Origin of the sequence: Salinilacustrithrix flava (genome assembly GCF_041228405.1) — a bacterium.
GTDB classification, from domain to species: Bacteria; Actinomycetota; Acidimicrobiia; order Acidimicrobiales; family Salinilacustritrichaceae; genus Salinilacustrithrix; species Salinilacustrithrix flava.
In genome coordinates this window covers 1,549,215-1,571,646 of sequence record NZ_CP133888.1, presented here as the reverse complement: position 1 = coordinate 1,571,646, position 22,432 = coordinate 1,549,215, and the positions used below count along the sequence as shown (strand labels likewise).

At 70.6% G+C, this 22,432-nt stretch carries 31 protein-coding genes; 20 read left to right on the top strand and 11 right to left on the bottom strand.

Annotated features, from left to right (window positions below):
- The first annotated feature begins 52 nt into the window (after nucleotides 1-52).
- Nucleotides 53-688 carry a hypothetical protein gene (locus tag RGQ06_RS07795; protein ID WP_432427132.1) on the top strand — a complete coding sequence of 212 codons (636 nt, stop codon included), beginning with the start codon at nucleotides 53-55 and terminating at the stop codon, nucleotides 686-688.
- A gap of 121 nt (nucleotides 689-809) precedes the next feature.
- Here RGQ06_RS07795 and RGQ06_RS07790 read toward each other — a convergent pair whose 3' ends face one another.
- Entirely contained in the window at nucleotides 810-1,766 is a 957-nt protein-coding gene (locus RGQ06_RS07790; protein ID WP_432427133.1) for a metal-dependent hydrolase, read from the bottom strand.
- A 78-nt stretch (nucleotides 1,767-1,844) separates the two neighbouring features.
- On the opposite strand from RGQ06_RS07790, the gene RGQ06_RS07785 reads away from it, so the two are divergent.
- Complete coding sequence (locus RGQ06_RS07785) at nucleotides 1,845-2,450, top strand: TetR/AcrR family transcriptional regulator (RefSeq protein WP_432427134.1); 606 nt, start codon at nucleotides 1,845-1,847, stop codon at nucleotides 2,448-2,450.
- 44 nt (nucleotides 2,451-2,494) lie between these two features.
- Here RGQ06_RS07785 and RGQ06_RS07780 read toward each other — a convergent pair whose 3' ends face one another.
- Nucleotides 2,495-3,316, bottom strand: coding sequence for a M50 family metallopeptidase (locus tag RGQ06_RS07780; protein WP_432430714.1), 822 nt, complete (start codon nucleotides 3,314-3,316; stop codon nucleotides 2,495-2,497).
- A gap of 160 nt (nucleotides 3,317-3,476) precedes the next feature.
- Here RGQ06_RS07780 and RGQ06_RS07775 point away from each other — a divergent pair, with 160 nt between their 5' ends.
- The gene (locus RGQ06_RS07775) at nucleotides 3,477-3,851 is read left to right on the top strand and encodes a YccF domain-containing protein (RefSeq protein ID WP_432430713.1); all 375 of its coding nucleotides are present in this window, start codon (nucleotides 3,477-3,479) and stop codon (nucleotides 3,849-3,851) included.
- Between the two features lie 3 nt (nucleotides 3,852-3,854).
- Here RGQ06_RS07775 and RGQ06_RS07770 read toward each other — a convergent pair whose 3' ends face one another.
- The 3 genes from RGQ06_RS07770 to RGQ06_RS07760 all read right to left on the bottom strand — a co-directional run bounded on the left by RGQ06_RS07770 (nucleotide 3,855) and on the right by RGQ06_RS07760 (nucleotide 6,043).
- On the bottom strand, nucleotides 3,855-4,280 hold the full coding sequence (locus RGQ06_RS07770) for a hypothetical protein (protein WP_432427136.1): 426 nt from the start codon (nucleotides 4,278-4,280) through the stop codon (nucleotides 3,855-3,857).
- A gap of 30 nt (nucleotides 4,281-4,310) precedes the next feature.
- On the bottom strand, nucleotides 4,311-5,240 hold the full coding sequence (locus RGQ06_RS07765; RefSeq protein WP_432430712.1) for a hypothetical protein: 930 nt from the start codon (nucleotides 5,238-5,240) through the stop codon (nucleotides 4,311-4,313).
- Between the two features lie 113 nt (nucleotides 5,241-5,353).
- Complete coding sequence (locus tag RGQ06_RS07760) at nucleotides 5,354-6,043, bottom strand: hypothetical protein (RefSeq protein WP_432427138.1); 690 nt, start codon at nucleotides 6,041-6,043, stop codon at nucleotides 5,354-5,356.
- Between the two features lie 209 nt (nucleotides 6,044-6,252).
- On the opposite strand from RGQ06_RS07760, the gene RGQ06_RS07755 reads away from it, so the two are divergent.
- The 4 genes from RGQ06_RS07755 to RGQ06_RS07740 all read left to right on the top strand — a co-directional run bounded on the left by RGQ06_RS07755 (nucleotide 6,253) and on the right by RGQ06_RS07740 (nucleotide 8,019).
- Nucleotides 6,253-6,678: a DUF7715 family protein gene (locus RGQ06_RS07755; RefSeq protein WP_432427139.1), complete on the top strand. Its 426-nt coding sequence runs from the start codon at nucleotides 6,253-6,255 to the stop codon at nucleotides 6,676-6,678.
- 122 nt (nucleotides 6,679-6,800) lie between these two features.
- Nucleotides 6,801-7,076, top strand: a complete 276-nt coding sequence (locus RGQ06_RS07750; protein ID WP_432427140.1) for a hypothetical protein — start codon at nucleotides 6,801-6,803, stop codon at nucleotides 7,074-7,076.
- Nucleotides 7,077-7,162: 86 nt separating this feature from the next.
- Nucleotides 7,163-7,489 (top strand): hypothetical protein, encoded by a 327-nt coding sequence (locus RGQ06_RS07745; protein ID WP_432427141.1) that lies wholly within the window; start codon nucleotides 7,163-7,165, stop codon nucleotides 7,487-7,489.
- 272 nt (nucleotides 7,490-7,761) lie between these two features.
- Nucleotides 7,762-8,019 (top strand): hypothetical protein, encoded by a 258-nt coding sequence (locus tag RGQ06_RS07740; RefSeq protein WP_432427142.1) that lies wholly within the window; start codon nucleotides 7,762-7,764, stop codon nucleotides 8,017-8,019.
- Nucleotides 8,020-8,040: 21 nt separating this feature from the next.
- Here RGQ06_RS07740 and RGQ06_RS07735 read toward each other — a convergent pair whose 3' ends face one another.
- Both RGQ06_RS07735 and RGQ06_RS07730 read right to left on the bottom strand, forming a co-directional pair.
- Nucleotides 8,041-9,306 (bottom strand): RNA polymerase sigma factor, encoded by a 1,266-nt coding sequence (locus tag RGQ06_RS07735; RefSeq protein ID WP_432427143.1) that lies wholly within the window; start codon nucleotides 9,304-9,306, stop codon nucleotides 8,041-8,043.
- A complete protein-coding gene (locus RGQ06_RS07730) occupies nucleotides 9,299-9,655 on the bottom strand; it encodes a YciI family protein (RefSeq protein WP_432427144.1) in 357 nt (118 codons plus the stop codon). Before RGQ06_RS07730 ends, RGQ06_RS07735 begins: the two co-directional genes overlap by 8 nt.
- A gap of 232 nt (nucleotides 9,656-9,887) precedes the next feature.
- On the opposite strand from RGQ06_RS07730, the gene RGQ06_RS07725 reads away from it, so the two are divergent.
- The 3 genes from RGQ06_RS07725 to RGQ06_RS07715 all read left to right on the top strand — a co-directional run bounded on the left by RGQ06_RS07725 (nucleotide 9,888) and on the right by RGQ06_RS07715 (nucleotide 11,115).
- Entirely contained in the window at nucleotides 9,888-10,388 is a 501-nt protein-coding gene (locus RGQ06_RS07725) for a DUF4262 domain-containing protein (protein WP_432427145.1), read from the top strand.
- 62 nt (nucleotides 10,389-10,450) lie between these two features.
- Nucleotides 10,451-10,687 (top strand): hypothetical protein, encoded by a 237-nt coding sequence (locus RGQ06_RS07720; RefSeq protein WP_432427146.1) that lies wholly within the window; start codon nucleotides 10,451-10,453, stop codon nucleotides 10,685-10,687.
- Nucleotides 10,684-11,115, top strand: coding sequence for a hypothetical protein (locus RGQ06_RS07715; RefSeq protein WP_432427147.1), 432 nt, complete (start codon nucleotides 10,684-10,686; stop codon nucleotides 11,113-11,115). Before RGQ06_RS07720 ends, RGQ06_RS07715 begins: the two co-directional genes overlap by 4 nt.
- A 62-nt stretch (nucleotides 11,116-11,177) precedes the next feature.
- Here RGQ06_RS07715 and RGQ06_RS07710 read toward each other — a convergent pair whose 3' ends face one another.
- Nucleotides 11,178-12,782 carry an AMP-binding protein gene (locus tag RGQ06_RS07710; protein ID WP_432427148.1) on the bottom strand — a complete coding sequence of 535 codons (1,605 nt, stop codon included), beginning with the start codon at nucleotides 12,780-12,782 and terminating at the stop codon, nucleotides 11,178-11,180.
- A 128-nt stretch (nucleotides 12,783-12,910) separates the two neighbouring features.
- On the opposite strand from RGQ06_RS07710, the gene RGQ06_RS07705 reads away from it, so the two are divergent.
- Nucleotides 12,911-13,777 (top strand): haloalkane dehalogenase, encoded by an 867-nt coding sequence (locus RGQ06_RS07705; RefSeq protein WP_432427710.1) that lies wholly within the window; start codon nucleotides 12,911-12,913, stop codon nucleotides 13,775-13,777.
- A gap of 19 nt (nucleotides 13,778-13,796) precedes the next feature.
- On the opposite strand, the gene RGQ06_RS07700 is transcribed toward RGQ06_RS07705, so the two are convergent.
- A complete protein-coding gene (locus RGQ06_RS07700) occupies nucleotides 13,797-14,135 on the bottom strand; it encodes a winged helix-turn-helix transcriptional regulator (RefSeq protein WP_432427149.1) in 339 nt (112 codons plus the stop codon).
- 88 nt (nucleotides 14,136-14,223) lie between these two features.
- Here RGQ06_RS07700 and RGQ06_RS07695 point away from each other — a divergent pair, with 88 nt between their 5' ends.
- From RGQ06_RS07695 to RGQ06_RS07675, 5 genes are all read left to right on the top strand, one after another.
- Nucleotides 14,224-14,799, top strand: a complete 576-nt coding sequence (locus tag RGQ06_RS07695; protein ID WP_432427150.1) for a carboxymuconolactone decarboxylase family protein — start codon at nucleotides 14,224-14,226, stop codon at nucleotides 14,797-14,799.
- A 75-nt stretch (nucleotides 14,800-14,874) separates the two neighbouring features.
- Nucleotides 14,875-15,159 carry a hypothetical protein gene (locus RGQ06_RS07690; RefSeq protein WP_432427151.1) on the top strand — a complete coding sequence of 95 codons (285 nt, stop codon included), beginning with the start codon at nucleotides 14,875-14,877 and terminating at the stop codon, nucleotides 15,157-15,159.
- A gap of 185 nt (nucleotides 15,160-15,344) precedes the next feature.
- Nucleotides 15,345-17,714 carry an SEC-C metal-binding domain-containing protein gene (locus RGQ06_RS07685; RefSeq protein WP_432427152.1) on the top strand — a complete coding sequence of 790 codons (2,370 nt, stop codon included), beginning with the start codon at nucleotides 15,345-15,347 and terminating at the stop codon, nucleotides 17,712-17,714.
- 5 nt (nucleotides 17,715-17,719) lie between these two features.
- Nucleotides 17,720-17,914 (top strand): hypothetical protein, encoded by a 195-nt coding sequence (locus RGQ06_RS07680; RefSeq protein ID WP_432427153.1) that lies wholly within the window; start codon nucleotides 17,720-17,722, stop codon nucleotides 17,912-17,914.
- On the top strand, nucleotides 17,877-18,239 hold the full coding sequence (locus RGQ06_RS07675; protein ID WP_432430711.1) for a type II toxin-antitoxin system PemK/MazF family toxin: 363 nt from the start codon (nucleotides 17,877-17,879) through the stop codon (nucleotides 18,237-18,239). The genes RGQ06_RS07680 and RGQ06_RS07675 overlap by 38 nt, the downstream gene beginning before the upstream one ends.
- 25 nt (nucleotides 18,240-18,264) lie before the next feature.
- Here RGQ06_RS07675 and RGQ06_RS07670 read toward each other — a convergent pair whose 3' ends face one another.
- Entirely contained in the window at nucleotides 18,265-18,903 is a 639-nt protein-coding gene (locus RGQ06_RS07670; RefSeq protein ID WP_432427155.1) for a SecDF P1 head subdomain-containing protein, read from the bottom strand.
- A gap of 77 nt (nucleotides 18,904-18,980) precedes the next feature.
- On the opposite strand from RGQ06_RS07670, the gene RGQ06_RS07665 reads away from it, so the two are divergent.
- The 4 genes from RGQ06_RS07665 to RGQ06_RS07650 all read left to right on the top strand — a co-directional run bounded on the left by RGQ06_RS07665 (nucleotide 18,981) and on the right by RGQ06_RS07650 (nucleotide 22,023).
- A complete protein-coding gene (locus RGQ06_RS07665; RefSeq protein ID WP_432427156.1) occupies nucleotides 18,981-19,871 on the top strand; it encodes a lamin tail domain-containing protein in 891 nt (296 codons plus the stop codon).
- A gap of 2 nt (nucleotides 19,872-19,873) precedes the next feature.
- Nucleotides 19,874-20,110, top strand: coding sequence for a hypothetical protein (locus RGQ06_RS07660; RefSeq protein ID WP_432427157.1), 237 nt, complete (start codon nucleotides 19,874-19,876; stop codon nucleotides 20,108-20,110).
- Between the two features lie 190 nt (nucleotides 20,111-20,300).
- Nucleotides 20,301-20,678, top strand: a complete 378-nt coding sequence (locus tag RGQ06_RS07655; protein ID WP_432427158.1) for a hypothetical protein — start codon at nucleotides 20,301-20,303, stop codon at nucleotides 20,676-20,678.
- Between the two features lie 133 nt (nucleotides 20,679-20,811).
- On the top strand, nucleotides 20,812-22,023 hold the full coding sequence (locus tag RGQ06_RS07650; RefSeq protein ID WP_432427159.1) for a cytochrome P450: 1,212 nt from the start codon (nucleotides 20,812-20,814) through the stop codon (nucleotides 22,021-22,023).
- Here the strand turns inward: RGQ06_RS07650 and RGQ06_RS07645 are convergent, their stop codons facing one another.
- Nucleotides 22,024-22,317: a DUF167 domain-containing protein gene (locus RGQ06_RS07645; RefSeq protein ID WP_432427160.1), complete on the bottom strand. Its 294-nt coding sequence runs from the start codon at nucleotides 22,315-22,317 to the stop codon at nucleotides 22,024-22,026. It abuts the gene before it with no gap.
- Nucleotides 22,318-22,432 lie beyond the last annotated feature (115 nt).

Here is a 22,432-nt window from a genome sequence, read left to right as displayed (position 1 = left end):
CCTTCGCTCCGGGGGCCGGGATCGACTCGACCACCGGATGGAGGGACACAGGATGAACATCTACCAACGCGTGATCACGTTCCAGGGGCCGATGGACGAGGTCGTGCCCTGGGCGGTCGAGATGACGGCGCTCGTGAACGACAAGACCGATCTCGACGTCTCGCTCTGGCAAGGGCTGTTCGGCGGCCCGCTCGGGACGATGGCGTGGAGCACGCAGGTCAGCGGCCTGGCCGCCGTCGGGGCAGCCTCCGACGCGCTCGCCCAGGACAAGTCGTACCTGAAGGCGGCGGAGAAGGCGCGCGACTGGATCGCGATGCCGGGTGAGGACCACTTCATGCGGGTGCAGCATGTCGCCGGTGGCGGGTACACCCGTCCCGACGTGGGCGCCTACGCCGAGGTCACCAACGCCGCACCCGCCGAGGGCAAGATCGGCGAGGCGATCCAGTGGAGCGTGGAGATCGCCGACCTGCATGCCGAGATCACGCACCAGACGGTGCTGTTCGGCTCTGTCGACTACGGGGAGTACGGCATGGTCGGCTGGATGGGCATGAGCGACGACGCCGACGGCATCGATCGCGGCGCCGAGGCCATCGCCTCGGACGATCGCTACCTCAAGTCGGTGGACGGAGCCGGCGGTCTGTTCCGGCCCGGGAGCGCCACGCGACGCCTGGCGAGGCGCATCGCCTGATCACCCCCGGATGGCGGCCATGCACGGGCGGGACGTGCATGGTCGTCGACGCCGGTCCAGCAGGTCCCCCAGGCGAGCGTGAAGGGGATCTCGGCCGACGCGGCGCACGCCGCCCCGAAGGTCAGGCGGCCGCGGCGTCGGGGCGGGGTCCGTCGTCGTCCAGCCAGCGACGCCACGCCGCCTCGATCGCGGTGGTGTCGTGCTGGAGCGGGTGGAAGTCGGGCCGGTGGTAGTCGGCCAGGCGCTGGCGGAGGCGGCGGGAGAACAGCGGGTTGTTCCGGTTGCGCCACACGCTCCGCACCAGCGCAGCGCGCCGGTAGCTGCGGCGGTCCCGGAGCGCACCGGCGACCGTGTGGTAGCCGGCGATGAACGCGAGGGCCAGCGTCGCCATGCGCATCGCCTTGCGCCGGGTCGCTTCGTCGCCGCCGACGGCGCGGTAGACGTCGAAGGCGACCGCCTTGTGCTCGCACTCCTCGATGGCGTGCCACGCCCACATCCGGAAGAACCGCTGGTCCGCGAACCGCTGCTGCAGCTCGGGCTCGGTGAGCAGCATCTCGGCCATGGTCGCGGTGTAGTGCTCGAGCGCGGCGGTGAGCGCGAGCAGCATGATCGGCTCGGGCTCGTACCGCTCGTCCTCCTGGATCTGCCGGCCGACGTCGCGCAGCGGGCCGAAGCGGGTGGCGACCTTGATGATCCGCATCATCCCCGGGGTCATCACCTCGTCGCGCTGCAGGCTCTCCTCGACCATCTTCGAGCGGTAGCCGAGCTCGGCCAGACGCTCGTTCAGGCGGCGGTGCTCTCGGCCGTGGGTGACCTCCTGGCCGATGAAGGCGTTCACCTGGCGGCGCAGGTCCGGGTCGGTGACCTCGTCGCGGTAGTGCTTCACGGCGTCGATGAACATCTGCTCGCCGTCGGGGAACAGCCCCGACAGCGCCGCCACCAGGTGGCACATGAGCACGTCGTCGTGGGCGGCGAAGTCGGCGTCGAGCCCGTCGATGACCTCCTCGAAGCTGATGCGGCGCACCGGGAAGTCGCGCTCGGGATCGCTGGTCTGGCGGTCGGTCGTGGTGATGGCCATGGCGTGCCTCGCGATGTGAGTAACTGAGTGAATTGCTGAATCGCTCACATCATGACCGCTGGGAGCTACGCTGGCAAGGTGGCAATCGCCGGCACGACGACGCGAGGCGCGAAGACCCGCCAGGCCCTCCTCGACGCGGCGCGCGAGCGCTTCGCCCGCGACGGCTACCGGGCGACGTCGGTGGCCGACATCTCCCGTGACGCCGGCGTCGGCGGCACCACCGCCTTCGTCCACTTCGAGAACAAGGAAGCCCTGTTCTTCGCGGCCGTCGACGACGACCTCACCTCGCTCTTCGACGAGCTCGGCGTCGAGCTGGCCTCGCTCGGGCCCGAGGGCGCGGTGCCCGATCGCCTGCTGGACACGGTGCTCGCCATCGTCGAGCGGTATCCGCTGGCCCGCCGCCTGCTCGCCGGCCTCGAGCCCGACGTGACCGAGCGGGTGCTCGAGACCGAGTCCTTCGCCGTCCTGCGCCGAGCCGTGGCCGAGCTCCTGGCCGAGGGCCAGGAGGCGGGCAGCATCCGCCCCGACCTGCCGGCCGAGCACCTCGCCGACGGCCTCGTCGCCGTCGTCGTGGCCGTCGCCATGGCCTCGGTCCAGATCGGGCCGACCATCCCCGACTCCTTCGGGCCGGGCCTGGCCACCGTGCTCCGCGGCCTGCTCACCCCCGATCCGCGCTGGAGCTGATCCGGTCGCAGACCCCTACTGCACGCTGATGCGCGAGTTCGAGGTCAGGGCATTCGGGTCTTCGGATCGGCCGACGGGTCGTTCAGCAGGGGGAGCTCGCTGGGGGCGGACGACCCATCCGTGGACCGGTCGCCTGAAAGGGCCGACCACAGTCCGAGCGCACACGCACCCAGGCCGACGAGCAACCAGACCCCCGCCCACATCCAAGACGACAGCGGACTGAACTCGGCTGCGATCGCTGCATCCGAATGGCCGCCTCGCGATGACCAGTCGAGGACCTCACGGAGATCGTCGACGGCGGCCAGGCACAGCGTCGTCGCCAGCGCGGTGATCGACAATCGGCGGAGGCGGACGCTCGGCTGAAACGCGATGCCGACGAGCGCTGCGATCGCCAGGCAGCAGACGAGGACGGTGAATCTCCCATCGCCTGAATCGGAGCCAGTACCGGCGGCGGCGAACGGACCCGGGTCGACGCGCCACGGGACCCAGGCGAGTCCGATGGCAGCGATCGTCGCCGCCAGTGCGATCGCCGCCACCCGACCTCTACGGAGTCGTGCGGCCCCTTCGATCAGCAGTGCGCCTATGACGGCGGTACCGACGTAGCCGGCGGACGCGACGAACAGCACGGCCGTGTCGGACGGCTGCCCGTCGTAATCCCACGCGGTCAGGCCACCCCCGTGCTCGTTCACGATGACGTAGTGGACGTCGCCGCCGACGATCTCGGCCGCGACGGCGTGGTTCGCTTCGTGCACGAGGGTCACCAGCAAGCGGAACGGCAACATGACCCACGTGGCGGACAGCACCATCCAGAGGCCGCCCGCGACAACGACCATCACCAAGAGCTCACGCCGCGACACCGCCGCCACTGCCTTCCGCCGCACGGTCGCATCGTGGCACAGGCGATCCGGCCTCCGGGTGTCCTGCTCGACCAGTCCCGGAGCGAGCTCCCGCCACCACCGCCAGGTCACAGCAGGGGCGTACCTGCTCGTAGCGCTCGGGGCGGACCGGGCCGATCGAGGAGACGGGATGTCACCGACGGAAGCGCCACGTTGCTGCGACACGCCGATGATGCCGATCGTCTTCGGCGTGCAGTCCTTCAAGCTCGCCGGGTACTCGCTGTGGCCGTTCGGGCGGGTGGTGGTCACCGATCCTGACGCCAGCATGGCGCTCGGCTGCGTCGGCAACGTGCTGTGGCTGGTGCTGGCCGGGTGGTGGCTCGCCATCGGGCACGTCGTCACCGGCCTAGCCCTGTGCCTCACGATCATTGGCATCCCGCTCGGCGTGGCCAACTTCAAGCTGGCGCTGCTGGCGCTGGCGCCGTTCGGCAAGGAGGTGGTCGGGATCGACCGCATCCCGGCTGGGCGCGACATCTACATGCGAGGGCCCGAGCCGATTCGCTGAGGGCTACACCTCGTCGCCGGGATCCTCGTCCCAGTAACCGGGGTCGGCCGTGACGGCGAGCCGGGTCACGACCAGCCGGGCGAGGGTGTCACGATCGATCTCGCCGCGGACTTCCATGAGCTCCCGGTCGACGTGGTCGACCTCGTCGATGGCGGGCTGCTCCTCGAGCCACGACGGCAGCGCCTCGATGGCATCGTCACCCACGACCCCACGCACGTCGTCGAACAGAGCGAGGCTCCACTGACGGCCGGGCTCGGTGCTGGCGTCGACACCGAAGTCCGGCGACGAGGCGATCTCGGCTGCCATCTCGATGCGGTCGTCGGGCACGCCCGCGGCGGCCCAGTCGACGCCCGATCCGTCCCAGGGGTCCGGCTCCGACTCGGGCTCGACCGGCTGCTTCGGGGTGCGGAACCGGTCGAGGAAGCCCATCCGCCCATCGTTGCAGGCGGGTCGTACCGATCAGCCGACTGAGCGTCGGCGGCCGTCCCGCAGCGCCCAGAGCTGGGCGGCCACACCCTCCGGGATGGTGACGCCGGCGGCCGGCAGGACGCGAAGCAGACGATCGGCCACCCGGGCCGGGTGCTGCCAGGCCCGGGGGACCAGCGTGATGCTGCGGTCGGGTCCGGCCAGGACCAGGGCGCCGGCTGCCTGCCAGCTGGCGCCGGGTCGGATCGTCGTGCGCTGATCGGGCACCAGCCGTTGCGTGCCGCGCCACCAGCGCCGCTGCCGGATCTCATCGACCCCGATCACCAGCCGGTCGTGCCAGCGGTGGAGCTCGGCCAGCAGGAGGGGCAGGCCGACCACCAGGGCGATCCCCCAGGCGAGGCCGGTCAGGACCGGGACGGCGGCCATCGTCAGTGCGAACAGAAGAGGCACGGCCACGACGGATCGGGTGCGGTGGAGCTCGGTCTCGTCCTCCGGGTCGGGTAGCGGACGTAGCGCGGTGACGGCCAGTGCGAGCAGCCCCAACGACAGGACCACGCCCGTGTACGCCTCGCCGGGGATCCGGTTCCCGAGGCTCGTGCCCCGCAGCACCCGGTAGGGGCGATCGGCCTGGTAGGTGACCGTCACCGTGTCCCCCTGCCGACCGGTCCCGCCGACGTTGGTCCGCACCGGCACCTGCTCGTCCGGCACCTCGAACTCGACACGGACCTCGCAGCGTCCGGCACCCCCGAAGCGGGCCGGTGCGCTGCGCCTGCAGCTCGGCTCCTCCGACACGATCCGGGCCGACGTCGTCACCGCGTTGGCGATCATCTCCCGCTCGCGCTCGCGGGCGTCGGCCACATCGGAGATCGCCACCTTGAGCAGCGCCAGTGCGCCAACGGCGAGCACGACGCACAGCACCGACACGATGGGTCGAGGCCAGCGTCGAGGGTTCAGGTCCTGCACCGATGCCAGTTCGCCGCCGGCGGCAGCACTCCCTGCCCGGATGCCGAGCGGCTGCAGCGCCGCCCCCTTCGATCCCGACGTCGCCGCCGCCCTCGAGCCGATCCGCTGACCGGTCACACGGCTTCGGCGCGCGCCTTGATGCCGAGGAGCATCTTGCGCTCCATGACGAAGTTCAACGGCTCGATCACGTGCCACAGCACGGACTGGTTCGGGCTGTAGGTCAAGCGCTGGCGGACGATCAATCGGGTGCGGCGACCGTCGTCGAGCGGCTCGAGGAGCCACTGCCAGGTGGAGGCGACGTAGCCGCGATCGGGGACCTCGTCGACGATCTCGGGGACATCGACCTCGGCCGGCGTGCCGGCACCCTGCAGGACCAGCGTGCTCGGCGGGTCGACCCGCATGACGATCCAGCACGGGAACGTGTCCTTCCCACCTGAGCGGATCAGGTCGCCGACGGCGAGGTGCTGGTGCTCGGGGAGGATCTCGTCGGTGCTGTGGATGTCGCAGCCGATCAGGTTCTCGACCGCGTCGTAGCTGTAGAAGCCGCCACGGCCCTGGCCGTACTGCACCAACCACGGCCACACGTCCTCACGTGGGGCGTCGATGGTGATCGCACGGGTGTAGGTCAGCTTCGGGTCCACGACGAGCTCGTCGCCCGGCATGGGGCGGGCGAGCTCCTCGTCGGTGGCACCCCAACGGTTGTACCGCCGCCGAAGCACCGGCGCCCCGGCGAGCGTGCCGGCGATGAGCGCCCCGCCGGCGAGCAGCGGGATCGTGGCGGCGGTCCGGGTCCGGGTCGACATGCGCCTTCCCCTTCCGTCTGCCGGGTGGGGTGAGAGCACCCCGCGTGATCCGCCTCGGACCGTACGACCGCCCCACTGCGACGCCCAGGGTCACGTCGACGTGGTGAGCCGTGACAATCGTCAGTTCCTCGACCGACTCCGATCAACGGCCGGCCGAATTCCTGTCGTAGCCCGTCGGCACACTCGTCCCACTTCCCCTCCGATGACACATGAAGGGACGACCCATGTACGTGCTGGAAGCAACGAAGGAGACCCAGGGCGAGCGCGACGACGAGTACGTCTGGACGATCGACGGAGAGCTCGTGTTCATCCCGCCGCTCGGCTGTCGTACTCCGGGCTGCGGGTGCGACCGTGGCTTCGCTGGGATGACGTCGCATCGAGCCACCACGACCGCCCGGATCGTGGAACGTCCCGACATGGACGTCGATGCGTACTGGGATGTCGTCTACCAGTCGATGAGCGATCAGGGCTACGACATCATCGGGTGTGAGGAGCTCGTGGACGCCGTGGATGAACAGGTTCGAACCGTCCAGATCTTCGGGGCCAGCGGGGGCCACGGGACGGTGGTCGGCCGCACGGCCTCGGCGGTGTTCCTCCGGCGAGCCGGCTCTCGACACGGGCGCTCAGCTCGATGAGCTCGGGCGCTCGATCTCGATCTACGACGCCTTCGTCGGCGCCACGAGTCACCCACGACAGGTTGCGGGCGGGCACCGAGAGCCTGTACACCTATCTGTACACATCCGAGAGGACACGACCCATGATCGAGACCATCAGCGCGGCGCGCCGTGATCTGACCAAGCACGTCGACCGCTTCCGGAGAGATGGTTTGGACGCAGAACCGGTCGTGTTCGGCGACCACCGCAAGCCGGAAGCCGTCGTGGTCCCGTTCGAGACCTTCCAGCTCCTGCTGGACGTGGCCGAAGACATCGCGATCGCCGAGCGCATCCGCGAGCGTGACGCATCCGACTCCGGGGTCCGCACATCGCTCGCCGATGCTGCCGCCGAGTTCGGGATCGACCTCGACCAGCTGTGAGCGAGGCGCCTGGGCCCTATCAACGGGTCCTCTTCCTCGAGGAGGCGAGGGCGGACCTGCGAGCGCTGAACGAACGGAGCCCGGTCATGCTCCGAGAGGTCTTCCGGCTGCTCAAGCTGCTCGACGGCGGAGCCATCTCTCCCACGCCGCTGCGTGACTTCGGCAAGACCGGCGATCTGACCGACTGCGGGAAGATCGTGGTGATCGTCGACGGAGAGCCTGAGCACCGGATCGTCGTCCGCTCGGTCGAGGGGCGCTTCCAGGTCAGCGAGATCGTCGCGGTCGAGGACCGGACAGAGGACCTGCCGTACCTGCTTGCCGGTGTCCGGCTCGGACGCATCACTGATCCGGTCCGACGCTCGGACGCCCAGCGCAAGCTCTTCCGAGTGCGCAGGATGCTCGGCCGAGACTGACCGAGCGCGCCGCGTCGTACGTGCGCGAGCCACGTCGAGCTCGTCCAGAGCGCGGGTGACTCCGGCGACCGCCCACGCTCGTACGCTCTGGCTCGTGGTGGGACGGCGACCGGAGGAGCACTCGGGGCAGGTCGACCTGTTCTCGGTCGCACCCGACGAGCTCGCCCTGCACCGCGGTGACGAGCGCGACTGGCCTGATGCCGCCCGGTTCCCGCACAACCGCCCGGGCCAGAGGGTCCGTGACCTTCTCACCTCGAAGGATCTCCGTCACCATGGCCCTCGACGCCCGGCGTCGTTCATCTCTCTACGACAAGTTTGTCCCGCTCCTCGGCGAGGACGATGCAAACGCCCTCATGTCCGAGTTTCCCTCCGTCGAAGCAGACGAGCTGGTCACCAGGCAGTTCCTGCGCGCCGAGCTCGCCGAGCTGCGGACGGAGATGGCTGAGCGACTCCATCAGCAAACGCTCTGGCTCGGGGGCGCCATCGCCGCCGCTACCGGCGTGTTGGCTGCGCTGACCGCGCTGGCCTGATGTTCCACGGCCCCACGTCAGCTACCCCGCTTCCGATTGTCGGCGCTCGCGCTGGGCCTCGAGGAAGGCACGCTCGGTCGGGTTGTCCGTGAGCTCGATCGCCCGGTCGTAGGCGGCGACCGCATCGTGGCGGTGGCCGGCGCGCGACAGGAGGTCGGCCCGTGCGGCATGGAACGGCTGGTAGCCGGTCATCGCCTCGGCATCGAGCGCCTCCACCATCTCGAGTCCGACGGCCGGGCCGTGCAGCTCGGCCATGGCGATGGCCCGGTTGAGCGCCACGATGGGATCGGGGCGCAGTACGAACAGCTGGTCGTACAGCGCGACGATCTGGGACCAGTCCGTCGCCTCAGCCGACGCGGCGTCGGCGTGGACGGCGGCGATGGCGGCCTGGATCTGGAACGGGCCGGGCGCGTTGCGGCGCAGGCAGGCCCGCACCAAGGAGTGGCCCTCGGCGATGAGGTCGCTGCTCCACCGCGCGCGGTCCTGATCGGCGAGGCGGACCATCGTGCCGTCGGCCGCCGTCCGTGCTGGGCGGCGGGCTTCGGTCAGCAGCATCAGCGCCAGCAGGCCCACCGCCTCCGGCTCGTCCGGCATGAGCTCGACCAGCACCCGGCCCAGACGGATGGCCTCGCCGGCCAGGTCGGCGCGGGTCAGGTCCGGACCGGAGGTCGCGGTGTGGCCTTCGGTGAAGATCAGGTACACCGCGGCCAGCACGGCCTGTAGCCGGTCGGGCAGCTCGGCGTCGCCGGGGACGCGGTAGGGGGCGTGGTTGTCGCGGAGCTTGCGCTTGGCCCGGACGATGCGTTGGGCCATCGTCGCCTCCGGGACGAGGAATGCGCGGGCGATCTCGGGGGTGCCGAGGCCGCCGAGGAGCCGCAGGGTGAGCGCGACCTGCGCATCCGCGGCGAGGGCGGGGTGGCAGCACAGGAACATCATCCGCAGCTGGTCGTCGGGGACGACGTCGACGAGCTCATCGAGGTCGCCGAGCTCGGGGTCGGGGTCGGGGTCGGGTTCCATGTCGGCGGCGTGCAGTCGGTGCGCAGCGAGGTGGCGGTCGTCCCGGGCCGACTCCCGTCGCAGCCGGTCGATGGCCCGGTTGCGGGCGGTGGTCGTGATCCAGCCTCCGGGGTTCGGTGGCATGCCGTCGGCCGGCCACCGCGCCGCGGCGATCGCGAACGCCTCCGCGACCGCGTCCTCGGCGAGATCGAGGTCGCCGAGGACGCGGATCAAGGTCGCGGTGCAGCGGCCGGACTCCCTCCGGAAGACCTCCTCGAGGGACTCAGCCATCCACCTGCATCGGGCGGAGCTCCACCGGGCCCTCACAGGCAGCGGCACACTTGCCGGCCCACTCGAGCGCCACGTCGAGGTCGGGAACCTCGATGACCCAGAAGCCGCCCATCTGCTCCTTGGTCTCGGCGTAGGGGCCGTCGGTCATCGAGACGTCGCCGCCGGCGGAACGCACCACGGTGGCGGTGGACTGCGGCTGCAGACCGGCACCGAACACCCAGGTCCCGGTGCGCTCCATCTCTTCGTTGAGCGCACCGACCTGCTGGCCGAGGCGCTGGATGTCGGGATCGGACCAGTCGTTGTCGGCGTAGTCGTCGTCGTGCCAGACGGAGATCAGGTACTGAGGCATGGCGGTCATTCTCCTTCAGGTCAGCTGCGAGCAGAGGTTGCTCACCCTGTCCACGAACGCGCTCGCCGGAATCGACAGTCACCCGGAGAAATCCTGAGTCGCGGGCGTAGGCGTCGTACGGAGGTTCTTGTCAGCGGTCGTGTGGAGACTGTCATGCAGCGCTCGACACCACGCCTCGAAGGGGTGTCCCTGGACCACCGCACGGCTCTCGCCGTGCAAGGGGGAATCCGCCATGTGCCTGCGCTGTGCCGGTCTGAGCGACGCTGCCGTCGCCGACCACTACGCCCGGATGATCGACGAGCACGGATGGGCCGCCGTCGGCGTCACCGCCGAGGTGCCTTGGATTTGCACCGTCGACCTCCGGTGGCGCCTCGACCATCCCGAGCTCGTCGTCGTCGGCGTCGACCCCACGGACGCCCACGACCTCCTGCGCGACATCGTCGATCGCATCGAGCATGGCGAGACAGCGAGCTCCGGCGCGCGCATGGCGCTGCCCGGCGTGGAGGTCGCGTTCGGTCACGTCGACCATCGCAACCTCCTCGGGGAGTGGTTCGCCCAGTGGCACCCCGTGGCCCGAGCGTGCGGCCAGGGCACCACGTCGCTGCGGGCGCTGCAGGTCCGTGTCGACCAGCTCGACGACTGCGACACCAGCTTCGACCGTCAGCGGGCGCTCGGACGGCCGTGCTCGGTCGACTCCCTTGTCGGGGTCAGGCATTCGGGTTCGCCGTCATGACCGCACCCGGACGCCAAGTCGTACTTGGTGCAGATACCGCCATCACCAAGTATCGTGCGGTCATGGAGATCCAGACGTACCTCGTGTCCTCGTCGGGTCAGATGTCCCTCCCCGCCGGCGCCCGGCACCGCTGGAGCCTCGACGACGGCGGCCCCGTCGACGTGATCGATCTCGGGTTCGGCGTGCTGACGGTCCCCAGTGGTGAGGGACGCAAGCTGCTCGGGGATCTCCTGCCCCGGGATCAGCACGCCGAGTTCGCGCGCACCCTCGGCGACGATCCCGACCTCGCCACGACATGACGCGCGCCGTCCTCGACGACCACCTGCTGCGCGATCTCCTGGCCGATGACGTGTCCGAGGGTCTTGCTGAGGTGCTCGCCGCGCACGAACCGGCCACGACGAACCTCTACCTCTACCGGCTGTCCAAGAGCGTGGTGGCAGCTCCGGGCGGGGCGTTGACCGGTCGCTGGAGCCCCGAACGCCGTCGAGCTCTGGGTTCGAAGCTCCTGAGCCTCCCGAACGACGTCGCGATCGTACCCATGAGCGCACTGTCGTACCGCATGGCCGAGATCGCAGCAGCGCACCGCGTGTCGACGCTCGGGGCCGAGTGCGTCGCCGCAGCCGAGCACCTCGGAGCCTCGCTCTACGTGTGGGAAGGCGACGACGGACCGGGCATCCGTGCTGCGATGGACCACCTCGACCTCGGCTACCAGACGGTCGGCCGCTGAGCCGCCGGCGCTCGGCGTGGTATCCGAGACGTCGGCTGCGGGCCCTGGCGTCCTGAGCGCCGTCAGCGGACCGGGCGGAGGAGCCCCTTCTCGATCTGCTCGACCAGGGCGAACTTCTGGATCTTGCCGCTGCCGGTCATCGGGTACTCGTCGGCCACGTACCAGAGCCTCGGCACCTTCTGGCCGGCCATGATCTCGCGGCAGTACGCCTGGAGCTCGGCGACGTCGATGCCGGCAGCCGGGTCGGCCGGCTGCACCACGGCACCGACCTGCTCACCCCACTCGGCGTCGGGGACGCCGACCACGGCCACCTGCGCCACGGACGGGTGCTGGTAGAGGCGGTTCTCGATCTCGGCCGGGAACAGGTTCTCACCGCCACGGATGATCATGTCCTTGAGGCGACCGGTGATGGCCACGTAGCCGCGGTCGTCCATCGTCCCCAGGTCGCCGGTGTGGAGCCAGCCATCGGCGTCGATGGTCTCGGCCGTCTTGTCCGGCATGTCGAAGTAGTCGAGCATCACCAGGTAGCCGCGGACGCAGATCTCGCCCTCGACGCCGCAGGGGACGGTGGCCCCCGACCCGACGTCGATGATCTTGATCTCCACCGGACCGAGCGGCGCGCCGACCGTCGTCCCCTTGTCCTCGATCGTGTCGTCCGACGTCGTCATCGTGCACACCGGCGACAGCTCGGTCTGCCCGTAGACGATCTGGAACGACGCTCCGAGGGACGACTCGATGTGGTTCACCAGATCCGGCGGGACCATCGCGCCACCGGACACGAGGTACCGCAGCGACGAGATGTCGCGCGAGGCGAAGTCGGGGTGGTTGATGAGCGCGATGAGCATGGTGGGCACGCCCGCCGAGCCGACGGCCGCGTAGGTCTCGAGCAGCTCGAGGTGGACGGCCGGATCGAACTGCTCGAGCAGGACGAGGTGGTCGCCCGCCGACGCGGCGCCGAGCACGCCGAGCACGCATCCGCCCGTGTGGAACAGCGGCATCGGCGTGACGTAGCTCATGGGGCCATCGGCCAGCTCGGCTCGGGTGAGCCGGGCGTTGTTGGTGATGCCCCGGTGGTGGAGGCGGGCGCCCTTCGGGAAGCCCGTGGTGCCCGACGTGTACTGGACCTGGGCGGCATCGTCGGGACCCACGTCCGGCAGCTCCGTGGTGGCATCGCCCGAGGCCAGGAACTCGTCCCACGCATCGATGGAGATCACGTGCTCGAGGCCGCTGAGGTCGGCCTGGAGGTCGGCGGCGATCTTGGTCGGCGACTGGTCCCGGAAGGCGTCGACGGCGAAGACACCGCGCGCCTTCGACTGCTCCAGCACGTACTTCACCTCTTCGGGGCGCAGCGCCGGGTTCACGGTGACGAGCACGATGCCGGCGAGGCCCATGCCGTACTCGAGCAGCACCCACTCGGGGACGTTGTGGGCCCAGATCGCGACGTGGTCGCCCCGGTCGAAGCGAGCGAGCAGCGCACGGGCGACCGCCTCGGCCTCGTCGAGGAGCTCGGCGTAGGTCCAGGTGCGACGAGCGGCGGGGTCGGCCGCGCCACCGGTGAACGCGGGCGCATCCGGTGTCGCCTCGGCGGCAGCCCGCAGCACGCCGCCGACGGTCGTCTCGAGGATGGGATCGTCGGTCCCCGGCCAGTAGGACTCGGTCAGCGTCATGTTCGGTTCCCCCCGGAGCGTGTGGCCCGCATCGTGGCCGCGGGCCCGGGCAACGTCAAGGGCAGGCGTGCCCATCGAAGACGTAGGTTCCGACGCGCACCCGACACCGAGGAGGCGCCGTGACCGACATCGATCCCACCCCGCTGGAGAAGTCCTTCGTCATCGCCGACGGACAGCGGATGGCGTACCACGAGCGGGGCACCGGCGAGACCGTCGTGTTCCTGCACGGGAACCCGACGTCGTCGTACCTGTGGCGCAACGTGATCCCCCACGTCGAGCCCTACGCCCGCTGCCTCGCCCCCGACCTGTTCGGCATGGGCGACTCGTCCAAGCTCGAGGACCCGGGCTCAGGCTCGTACCGCTTCGGCGTGCACCGGCGGTACCTCGACGCCTGGATGGACGAGGTGTACCCGGGCGATCGCATCACGCTCGTCGTGCACGACTGGGGGTCCGGGCTGGGCTTCGACTGGGCCCGGCGGCACCCGGAGCGGGTGGCGGGCATCGCCTACATGGAGGCCATCTTCCCCATGCGCTGGGACCAGTTCCCCGAAGGCGCGCGGGAGCTCTTCCAGTCGTTCCGCACGGACGCGGGCGAGGAGCTGATCCTGCAGGGCAACGCCTTCGTCGAAGGCGTGCTGCCCGGTGCCGTGCTGCGGGACCTGACGGATGAGGAGATGGACGAGTACCGGCGGCCCTTCATCGCCGAGGGCGAGCGCTGGCCGACGCTGGAGTGGCCGCGGGAGCTGCCGATCGAGGGTGAGCCCGCCGACGTCACCGAGATCGCCGAGGCCTACACCGAGTGGCTGTCCACGTCCGACGTCCCGAAGCTGTTCGTGAACGCCGAACCCGGCGCGCTGCTCACCGGCGAGCAGCGCGAGCGGGTGCGCGCCTTCCCGAACCAGACCGAGGTGACCGTGGCCGGCAGCCACTTCGTCCAGGAGGACAGCCCGAACGAGATCGGGCGCGCCATCGCCGACTGGCTGCCCATCCGCTGATCGGCGCTCGAGCGACGGCTCAGTCCAGCCGGCGGGACCAGTCCTGCGCCCAGCCGTCGAGGGGCTGCAACGCCGAGCCCAGCGACTCCCCGATCTCGCTCAACCGGTAGGCGTCGTCGTCGCCCTGCTCGACCAGCGCGGCGTCCTGCAGCTCGCGCAGCCGGTCGTAGAGCACGCTCGACGAGAGGCCGTCGATCTCGGCCAGCAGCCGGCGCGCGCCGAGCGGCCCGTCCCGCAGCTCCCACAGGATGCGCAGGCTCCACCGACGGCCGAGCAGGTCGAGCGCGGCCATCAGCGGGCGACCGGTGGTCGAACCCCGGACCGCTCGACCCGGGCGTGGGGTCGGCTTCGTCGCCATCAGCAGGAGAGCTCCATTGCGTTTCGGATCTCGCAACGATACCTTCGATCGCATGTTGCGAAATACGAAACAGCAGACCGAGCAGCGTGTGCCGCGGATCGCCCCGCTCGAGCCGCCCTTCGATCCCGAGGTCGCCGCCGTCCTCGAGCCGATGATGCCCCCGGGCGTCCCGCCCATCGCCCTGTTCCGCGCGTTCGCCCGCAACCCCGCCATGGCCACCGCCATGCAGGGGTGGGGCAGCTACGAGCTCAGCCGGAACCTGTCGCTCACCATGCGCCAGCGGGAGATCGTCATCGACCGCACCTGCGCCCGCTGCGGGTGCGAGTACGAGTGGGGTGTCCACGTCGCCTTCTTCGCCGAACGGGTCGGGTTCAGCGAGGACCAGGTCCGCTCCCTCACCCACGGCGACTCCGGCGACCCGTGCTGGACCGACCCGACCGAGCGGGCCCTCATCGATGCCGTCGACGCGCTCCACGACCGCAGCGACATCGACGACGAGCTGTGGTCACGCCTGCGGGCCGGCCTCGACGACGCCCAGGTGCTCGACCTGCTCCTGCTCACCGGCTGGTACCACGCCATCAGCTTCGTGGCGCGGGGCATCGGCGTGCCGCTCGAGCCCGGCGCGCCCCGGTTCGCCGATCACCAGATCGCGGGCGCCACCTGACCGGCGAGGTCTTCCGCCCACGTCCAGGGACGAAGGACCCTTCCACCTGCGCCGGGCGGAGCGCACCGTGGACCCATGACTGACACCCGAACCGCATGGGGCGAGGTCGGCGACAACCTCTCCGCCCTCCTCCTGAAGCTGAAGCTGCACGCCGAGGAGGAGCTCTCCGACGACGATGTCCGCGAGAAGTGCGGCCTCGACCGGGTGACCGCGGTGCTCGAGGAGACCGCCGAGGCCATGTCCGATGCCTACGAGGACGAAGCCGTCCGGGCCGACGCCAGGGAGGTCGCCCGCTCGTTCGTCGCCGCCGTCGACACGACGTTCAGGGAGGCGCAGACCCGCATGCGCCCCGGCGGCTGACCGCCGCGCCCATCCCTCACCTCGCCGGCTCGGCCGCCCCGTGGAGGAAGCAGCGCATCAGATCGGCGGCGGCGATGCGGTCCCCTGTTCGATGGTGACCGTCGGAGGGGCTGCATACACTCGGCAACACGCCGTCAGGCACTCGGGACATCGCTTCCCCAAGGTCCGATCGAAAGCTGAGCACCATGGCTCCCTCCGACCTGGCGGATCGTCTCGCCTTCCTGTTCCCGACCACCTACTGCCCGGGTGGCACGACGACCGACGCTCCAGACGTCGGAGACCACGACGCCATTCGGGAGCTCGTGTCGCTCGAGCTGCGACTCCCCACCGCCGCCAACGAGGCGGAGGCGCGTGCGCTGTCGACATTCGTCGACCTGCGCGCCTTCTTCGCCTACGCCGTGCTTCGAGACACCGCCGGCGCTTGGCAGGCCGTCCTGCGGCTCCTCGACGAGGGCCATGACCGAGACGAGGTGCTCGAGCAGATCAACGACGTTCTGGGCGAGCACGTGCTGGAGCCGATGACCTCCGGTGAGGAGATCGACGTGGAACGGGTCAACGCCGCCTTCGACCGCCTCGGACGGTGGGATCCCATCGACGAGGAGCTCGAGCACCTGCCCTGGATGATCGACGAGTGGCGCTCCAGCGGCAGCGTGGCTGACGACGAGATCGCCCGCATCGTCCGGGAGGTGATCCACCCGGACGTGCTCGACGTCATCGGCGACGCTGTGCGCGCGGTCGAGGAGGTCGCTGCGCCCTTCTCCGGCCGGCTCCGCCTCCCCCGAGCCGATGCCTCCGCCGTCATCGGGATGTACCTCGAATGGTTCACCAACGCCGTGATCGTCACGCCCCGAGGAAACGTCGCCCGCTCGGCGACGGTCCTGGACGGACTCCGGTTCCGACACGTCCTCACCGAAGCCGAGGCGGACAACGAGCGCGTGGAGGTGGGCACCGACCTCGCCGTCGTGTTCGACGGCATCGACGACCTCCGCTTCCCGGACGGTTCGTCAATCCAGTCGACGTACCGCACCGCTGTCGACGGTCCGGAGAGCCGCCGAGGTGAGGTCCACGTGGTCGACGGGCCGCCCGGCTGGCTCGGCGGTGCTCGTGCCGGCGACCAGATCGCCATCAGCCGTCATGGCGACCAGATCACTGTCGAAGGGGTCGAGCCAGCCGAGGCGTCAGCGCACATCGTGTCCGCACTCCGTCATGCACGGGACGAGCTCTCGCTTCCGACCGACGTGTACCGCCTGATGGGCGTGGCAGCGGTCGACGCCGGAGGATTCGGCTCCGATCTCGGAGCGCCGCTCTCCGGGCTCCTCGAGCTCACCGGCTGGTCGGCCCGAGGCGACGAGCTGGCGGCTGCCGGCTACGACTGGGACGCAGTGGAGGCCGAGCGGGGCCGGCGGGGTCGGGCATCGGTGCTCGACGCCGCCGGAGTCGACCCGGCGTTCACCACCCAGGTCGAACGCCTCGTGGACGAGCTCTTCGGTCCGGGCAACTGGTTCCACTCCACCGACGCGCGGCCGGTGCAGGACGAGCGGGTCGCCTCGGTGGCGCGGTTGCTCGGCCGAGAGGGTGTCGCCGGGGCCGTGTGGACGCTCGGGGTCGGCCCCGACCCTGACGAGACCGCCGCTCGAGCGGTGCTCAGCTTGGCGCAGGGCCTGCTCGACCGGTGCCGCCCAGCGCACGCCACCGGACCCGCACGTCTGGCATTGCTCGCCGCCGGCACGCTCGACCGGGTCGACCTGCTCCCCGATCTCATCCGTCTCGGAGCGATCGACGACTCCTGTGATCCGGCGCTGTGCTCCATCGCTGCGGACGTGGCGATCGATCAGGGGGACATCGCGACCGCTCGCCAGCACCAGCAGCGAGGGTGGCTCTCCCCCGGCGAGCTCCTCCGGCAGGTGGACCGCCTGGACCACCCCGAGCAATCGTTCTCCGCCGGACGGAACGACCCGTGCCCATGCGGCTCCGGACAGAAGTTCAAGCGCTGCCACGGCGATCCGCAGCCCCGCACCCCCACTGACGAGGAGCGCGCGCAGCTGCTGGCGACCCGGCTGGACCAGCACGCCTTCCGGCGCTTGCGCTTCACCCACCGGCTCGCCAAGCGCGCCGGCCTCCTCGAGGACGATGAGTGGTGGGTGGACGGTGGCGAGCTCGCCCAGCCGTTCCTCCGTGCCGTCACCTGGTTCGCCGGAGGCGTACTGGAGGACCACCTCGCCAGCCGGGGTGGCCTGCTGCCCGATGCGGACCGAGAGCTGGAGGAATCCTGGGCGGGCGCACGACTCGTCGTCGGCACAAGCAGCACGGCTGGGCAGATCACCCTCGACGACGGCCGGATCCTCCCAGCACCGAGAATCGGGGGCTCGCTCGTGCTGCCGTTCGGACCGATGGTGGGCTGGGAGGTGCCCGTCGGCGGTGAGCCCGCGTTCCTCTTCGGAGCGCCGGTCGGGCCGGACGTCGACGTCGTCGCCGCGCAGTTCAGCGCGGCCCGTGGTCCAGACGCCATCGCCGACGTCCTGGGGTCGACATGGCCTAGGCGGGCCGTATGCTGATCTGCATGCACAGCACGAGCGTCCGGATCGACTCCGCCACGCACGAGGAGCTCAAGCGGCTGGCCGCCGAGCTCCACACGACGGTCGGGAACACGGTGACGCTCGCCGTTCGGGCGTTGCGGCAAGACCGTGTCGGTGCGCAGCTGGCCGAGCCGCTCCGTGATGATGAGACCGGTTGGCTCGATGCGGACCTCGGGTGACGTCGTCGACCTCGAGCTCGGGACGCCGGAGGGACGGGAGGCCGGCTTCCGACATCCCGCCGTGCTGGTCACCGCACAACGGATCCTCGATGCCGCCCCATCTGTGGTCCACGTCGTGCCAGTCACGACCACGCTGCGGGGCTTCCATTCCGAGGTCGTGCTCGAACCAGATGCGGGCAACGGACTGCAGCATCGATCAGCAGCTCAGTGCCAGCACCTCCGGGCGGTGTCACCTGGGCGCGTGTCGGAGGTGCGGGGAAACGTCGGCACGGTCGCCCTCGCGCAGATCCGAGATGTGATCGCAGTGATCCTCGACCTGCCCTGACGGCGACCGACCGCCGGCACTTGGCTCAGCCGAGTCCCGCAGCCAGCGCTTCGGCCTCGTCCTGCGTGAAGCCACCGGAGATCGAGATCTGGTCGCGCTCGAACTCCGGTGCGTTGATCGACGGGGCGCTGATGACCGCACGGTCGACGAGGATCGCCAGCTGACGGGTCGGGCACGTGGGGGCACCGTCGAAGCAGGCCCGGGTGCTCTCGTTGAAGGTGGCGATGCCGTCGCTGGTCAGCACCAACGAGATCATCCAGTTGCCGAGACCGTCCTCCTGCGCGGCAGCGGACTCGACGACAGCTCCGTCGGCCTCGCCCGGACCGAGCTCGAAGCAGGCAACCTCCTGGCCATCTTCGAGCTGCGGAGCCAGAACGGGTTGCTCGGCGGCCCAGTCGTCCTCGGGCGTGGCGCACCCGTCGCCGCTGCCACCGGGCGGGAGCAGCTGGAGCACGGGCCGGAACTCCAGGTCCGTCGGGTCGAGCGGGCTCGCACCCGCAGCGTCGGTCGTGTCGGGCGACGAGGTCTCCGGCGCCGTGACCGACGACGCCGGCTCGTCGCCGGTGGCCGCCGTCTCCGTGTCGTCGTCTCCGCAGGCGCCGAGCGACACCGCAAGCACCGCCAGCGCGCAGGAACGTCGGAACCACCTCGAAGTCACCGCCATCGGGCGGACGGTACCTCCCTCGACCGTTGCGATCGCCGAGCGCGTCACGGCGCTCTGGTACGACGGGGACGACCGCCATGCGCTTCCCCGTCACCGTCCTCGTTTCCCTGCTCGCGCTCGCGGGCTGCGGCACCACCACCTCCGAACCCGAGACCGGGGCGTCCTCGTCCACCTCGGAGTCGACGACCACGACGTCGGCATCTCCCGGGACGGATCCGCCGACGCCCGCTGGTGATGGCGCGCGAGTGGTCGAGGTCGTCGACGGCGACACGATCCGCGTCGAGGTGGCCGGCCAGCAGGAGTCCGTCCGGCTCATCGGCATCAACACGCCCGAGCGGGGCGAGTGCCTGTCCGACGAGGCGACCGGTCGGTTGCAGGACCTCGTCGCCGGTCAGACCGTGGAGCTCGTCGTGGACCGGACGGACCGGGACCAGTACGGGCGGCTGCTGCGCCACGTCGAGGTCGCGGGTGTCGACGTCGGTGCCGAGCTGGTTCGGTCCGGGCACGCCCTCGCCCGCGAGTACCCGCCGGACACGGGCCGGTCCGAGGCGTACGCCGCCGCCCAGCGGTCGGCGGAGGACGACGGGGTCGGCATGTGGGCGACGAACGCCTGCGGATCGGGGACGTCCGGGGCCGACGTCGTCATCGATGCCATCCGCTTCGACGCCGACGGGGACGACAACGAGAACCTGAACGACGAGTGGGTGCGGATCGCCAACCGGAGCGGCTCGGCGGTGGACCTCACCGGCTGGGTGCTGAAGGACACCTCGGCCACGCACCGGTTCTCGTTCCCGGGCGGCTTCTCGCTCGAGCCCGGCACGAGCGTCACCGTCCGCACGGGCTGCGGGTCGGACTCGGCCACCGACCTCCACTGGTGCAACCAGGGCTCGGCGGTGTGGAACAACTCGGGCGACACCGCGTTCCTGCTCGACCCAGCCGGGAACATCGTCGCCTCCCAGGACGGCTGAGCATGGCTCGCCGCCGGCGCGAGGAGATGAGCACCGTCCAGCTCGTCGTCGGCTTCGCCGTCCTGCTCGCCCTCGTGGTGGGAGCCCGCCTGCTGGTGGTGTGGCTGGCGGACGGTTCGAGTCCGACGCGGCTCGTCGTGTCGCTCACGATCGTGGCCATCTTCGTCGGGATCCCCGCGGCCTACGGCCTGCATGGGCTGCTGCGGGACGACGAGCAGGACCGCGAGGACGAGGTCTGAACCCCTGACCGGTGACGACGTCGAGGGCGTACCGTGCGCGTCGTGCCCGGGAAGACGGAGCTGGTGTTGCTGTCCGACGAGGTGTGGGAGCGCACGCGGGAGCGCCTCGGCGGCCTCACCGACGAGGAGTACTTCTGGGAGCCGGCGCCTGGTTGCTGGTCGGTGCGCCAGCGCCGCGGACGCCGTCGCCATGCTCGAACTGGCCCACGCCCGCTGCGACGCGCACCTCCACCTGGTGAGCGAGGAGCAGCTCACCCAGCCGATCGGTCCCGTCGGCGGCGAGTACGGCGAGCGGACGCGGACGTCCTACGTGCTGCACATGCTCGACGAGTTCATCCACCACGGCGCCGAGATCTCGCTGCTGCGCGACCTGTGGCGCTGGCAGCCCGGCCGGCTCGACGGCGGCTCACCCCGCGAGCGGGCGATGCGAGGTGACATGGACCTACTCGACGAGGTGGACGCCGAGCAGGCGACCGAGCTGCTCGACACGGCGGCGGACAACGGCCGGTGGGAGCTCGTGGTCGGCCTGGTCGAGCGCGGCGGGCGCGTTCGCACGCCGAAGAGCTGAGCGCGTCCGCGGAACGGCGTGTGACACATGTGCGGTCGCCACGCTGTCAGTACCGTCGTAAAGTGCGCGAAACGACCGGCGATGTCCGGGCCGGCACTGGGGCGGCCGCGGAGGCTGGTCAGGAGGTGGTCCCGTGCCCGACCTCGCCGAGGCGCCGTTCCTCGACATCTTCGACCCCGATCTCGACGCCGACCCGGAACCGATCTACGCGGCGCTCCGCGAGGAGACCGCCGTCGCCCGGACGCCGTTGGGCGCGGCGGTGCTCCGGCGGGACGCGATCCACCGGCTGCTCGGTGACCGGCGTCTGATCAGCTCGATCCCCCACCTCGTCCGCCTGCAGGGGGCCGGCGATGGACCCGTCGGTGGGCTGCTGGAGTCCTCGGTCATCGCCGTCGACGGTGACGACCACACCCGCTTGCGCCGCCTGGTGAGCCGTTCGTTCACGCCGAGCGCCGCCAACCGGCACCGACCCCTGATGCGCTCGCTCGTGCAGGCGCTCGTCAACGGCTTCGCGGTGGACGCCGGCGGCAGAGGTCGGTGCGAGTTCGTCTCCGAGCTGGCCGACCACTACCCGGTGCGGGTCATCTGCAGCGTGCTCGGTGTCCCCGACGAGGACCACGAGCAGTTCGGGACGTGGGCCGAGTCGATCACCTACATGCTCTCCCTCGAGCTGTCCGCCCACCTGGACGAGGTCGTCCACGCGGTCCAGGCGCTCGGGGACTACGTCACCGACCTGGTCGAGGAGCGCCGGCGGAACCCCCGGGACGACCTGCTCACCAGCCTCGTGCAGGCCTCCGAGGACGGTGACCGGTTGAGCAATGACGAGCTGCTGTCGATGGTCGGCGGCCTGTTGTTCGCCGGCGTCGACACCACCCGCAACCAGCTCGGCCTGGCCATGCACACGTTCTGCGAGCACCCCGACCAGTGGGAGCTGCTCCGCACCAGGCCGGAGCTGACACCGGCAGCGGTCAACGAGACCATGCGGCTGTTCGGCGCGGTGCCGGGCATCCCCCGGGTGACGCTGGAGGACGTCGAGGTGGAGGGGTGGTGCATCCCGGCCGGGACCATCGTCTTCCTGTCCCTGGCCTCGGCCAACCGCGACCCCCGGCACTTCGACGACCCGATGCGCTTCGACATCACGGCCGAGCGCGAGCCGCACCTCACCTTCGGTGGCGGTCCGCACTACTGCCTCGGCGCCAACCTGGCGAAGGCCGAGATGGAGGAGGCGCTGCTCGTGCTCGCCACCTCGATGCCGGACCTCCGCCTCCACGGCGAACCGGCGTGGCGGACCAGCACCGGCATCGGCGGACCCACCCACCTGCCGCTGTCGTTCGCCGCCGGCTGATCAGCCGAGCAGCTGCTCCAGGCGGCTCGCGGCAACGGCCGGATCCAGGTCGTCGATCCGGACGCGCTTGCGACGGCTCTTCGCCCCCGACGTCACGGCCACCGACGAGACCGGCACGTCGAACGCGTCCGCCAGCAGGCGGCACACCGCGACGTTCGCCTTCCCACCCTCCGGCGGGGCCGACACCTTCACCTTCAGGGCGTCGCCGTGGCGGCCGACGACCTCGTCACGGGAGCCGCCGGGCTGCACGTGGACGTCGATGACCACGCCACCGTCAGCCGTGATGTCGAGCACGCCCCATGGTGCCCGTTCGTTCCGATCGGGGGTCCACCCGCTCCAGGACGGATGGTGGCACCGTCATGGTGTGACAGCGACCGTCACGAGATCGATGCACGCAATGGTGCAGACG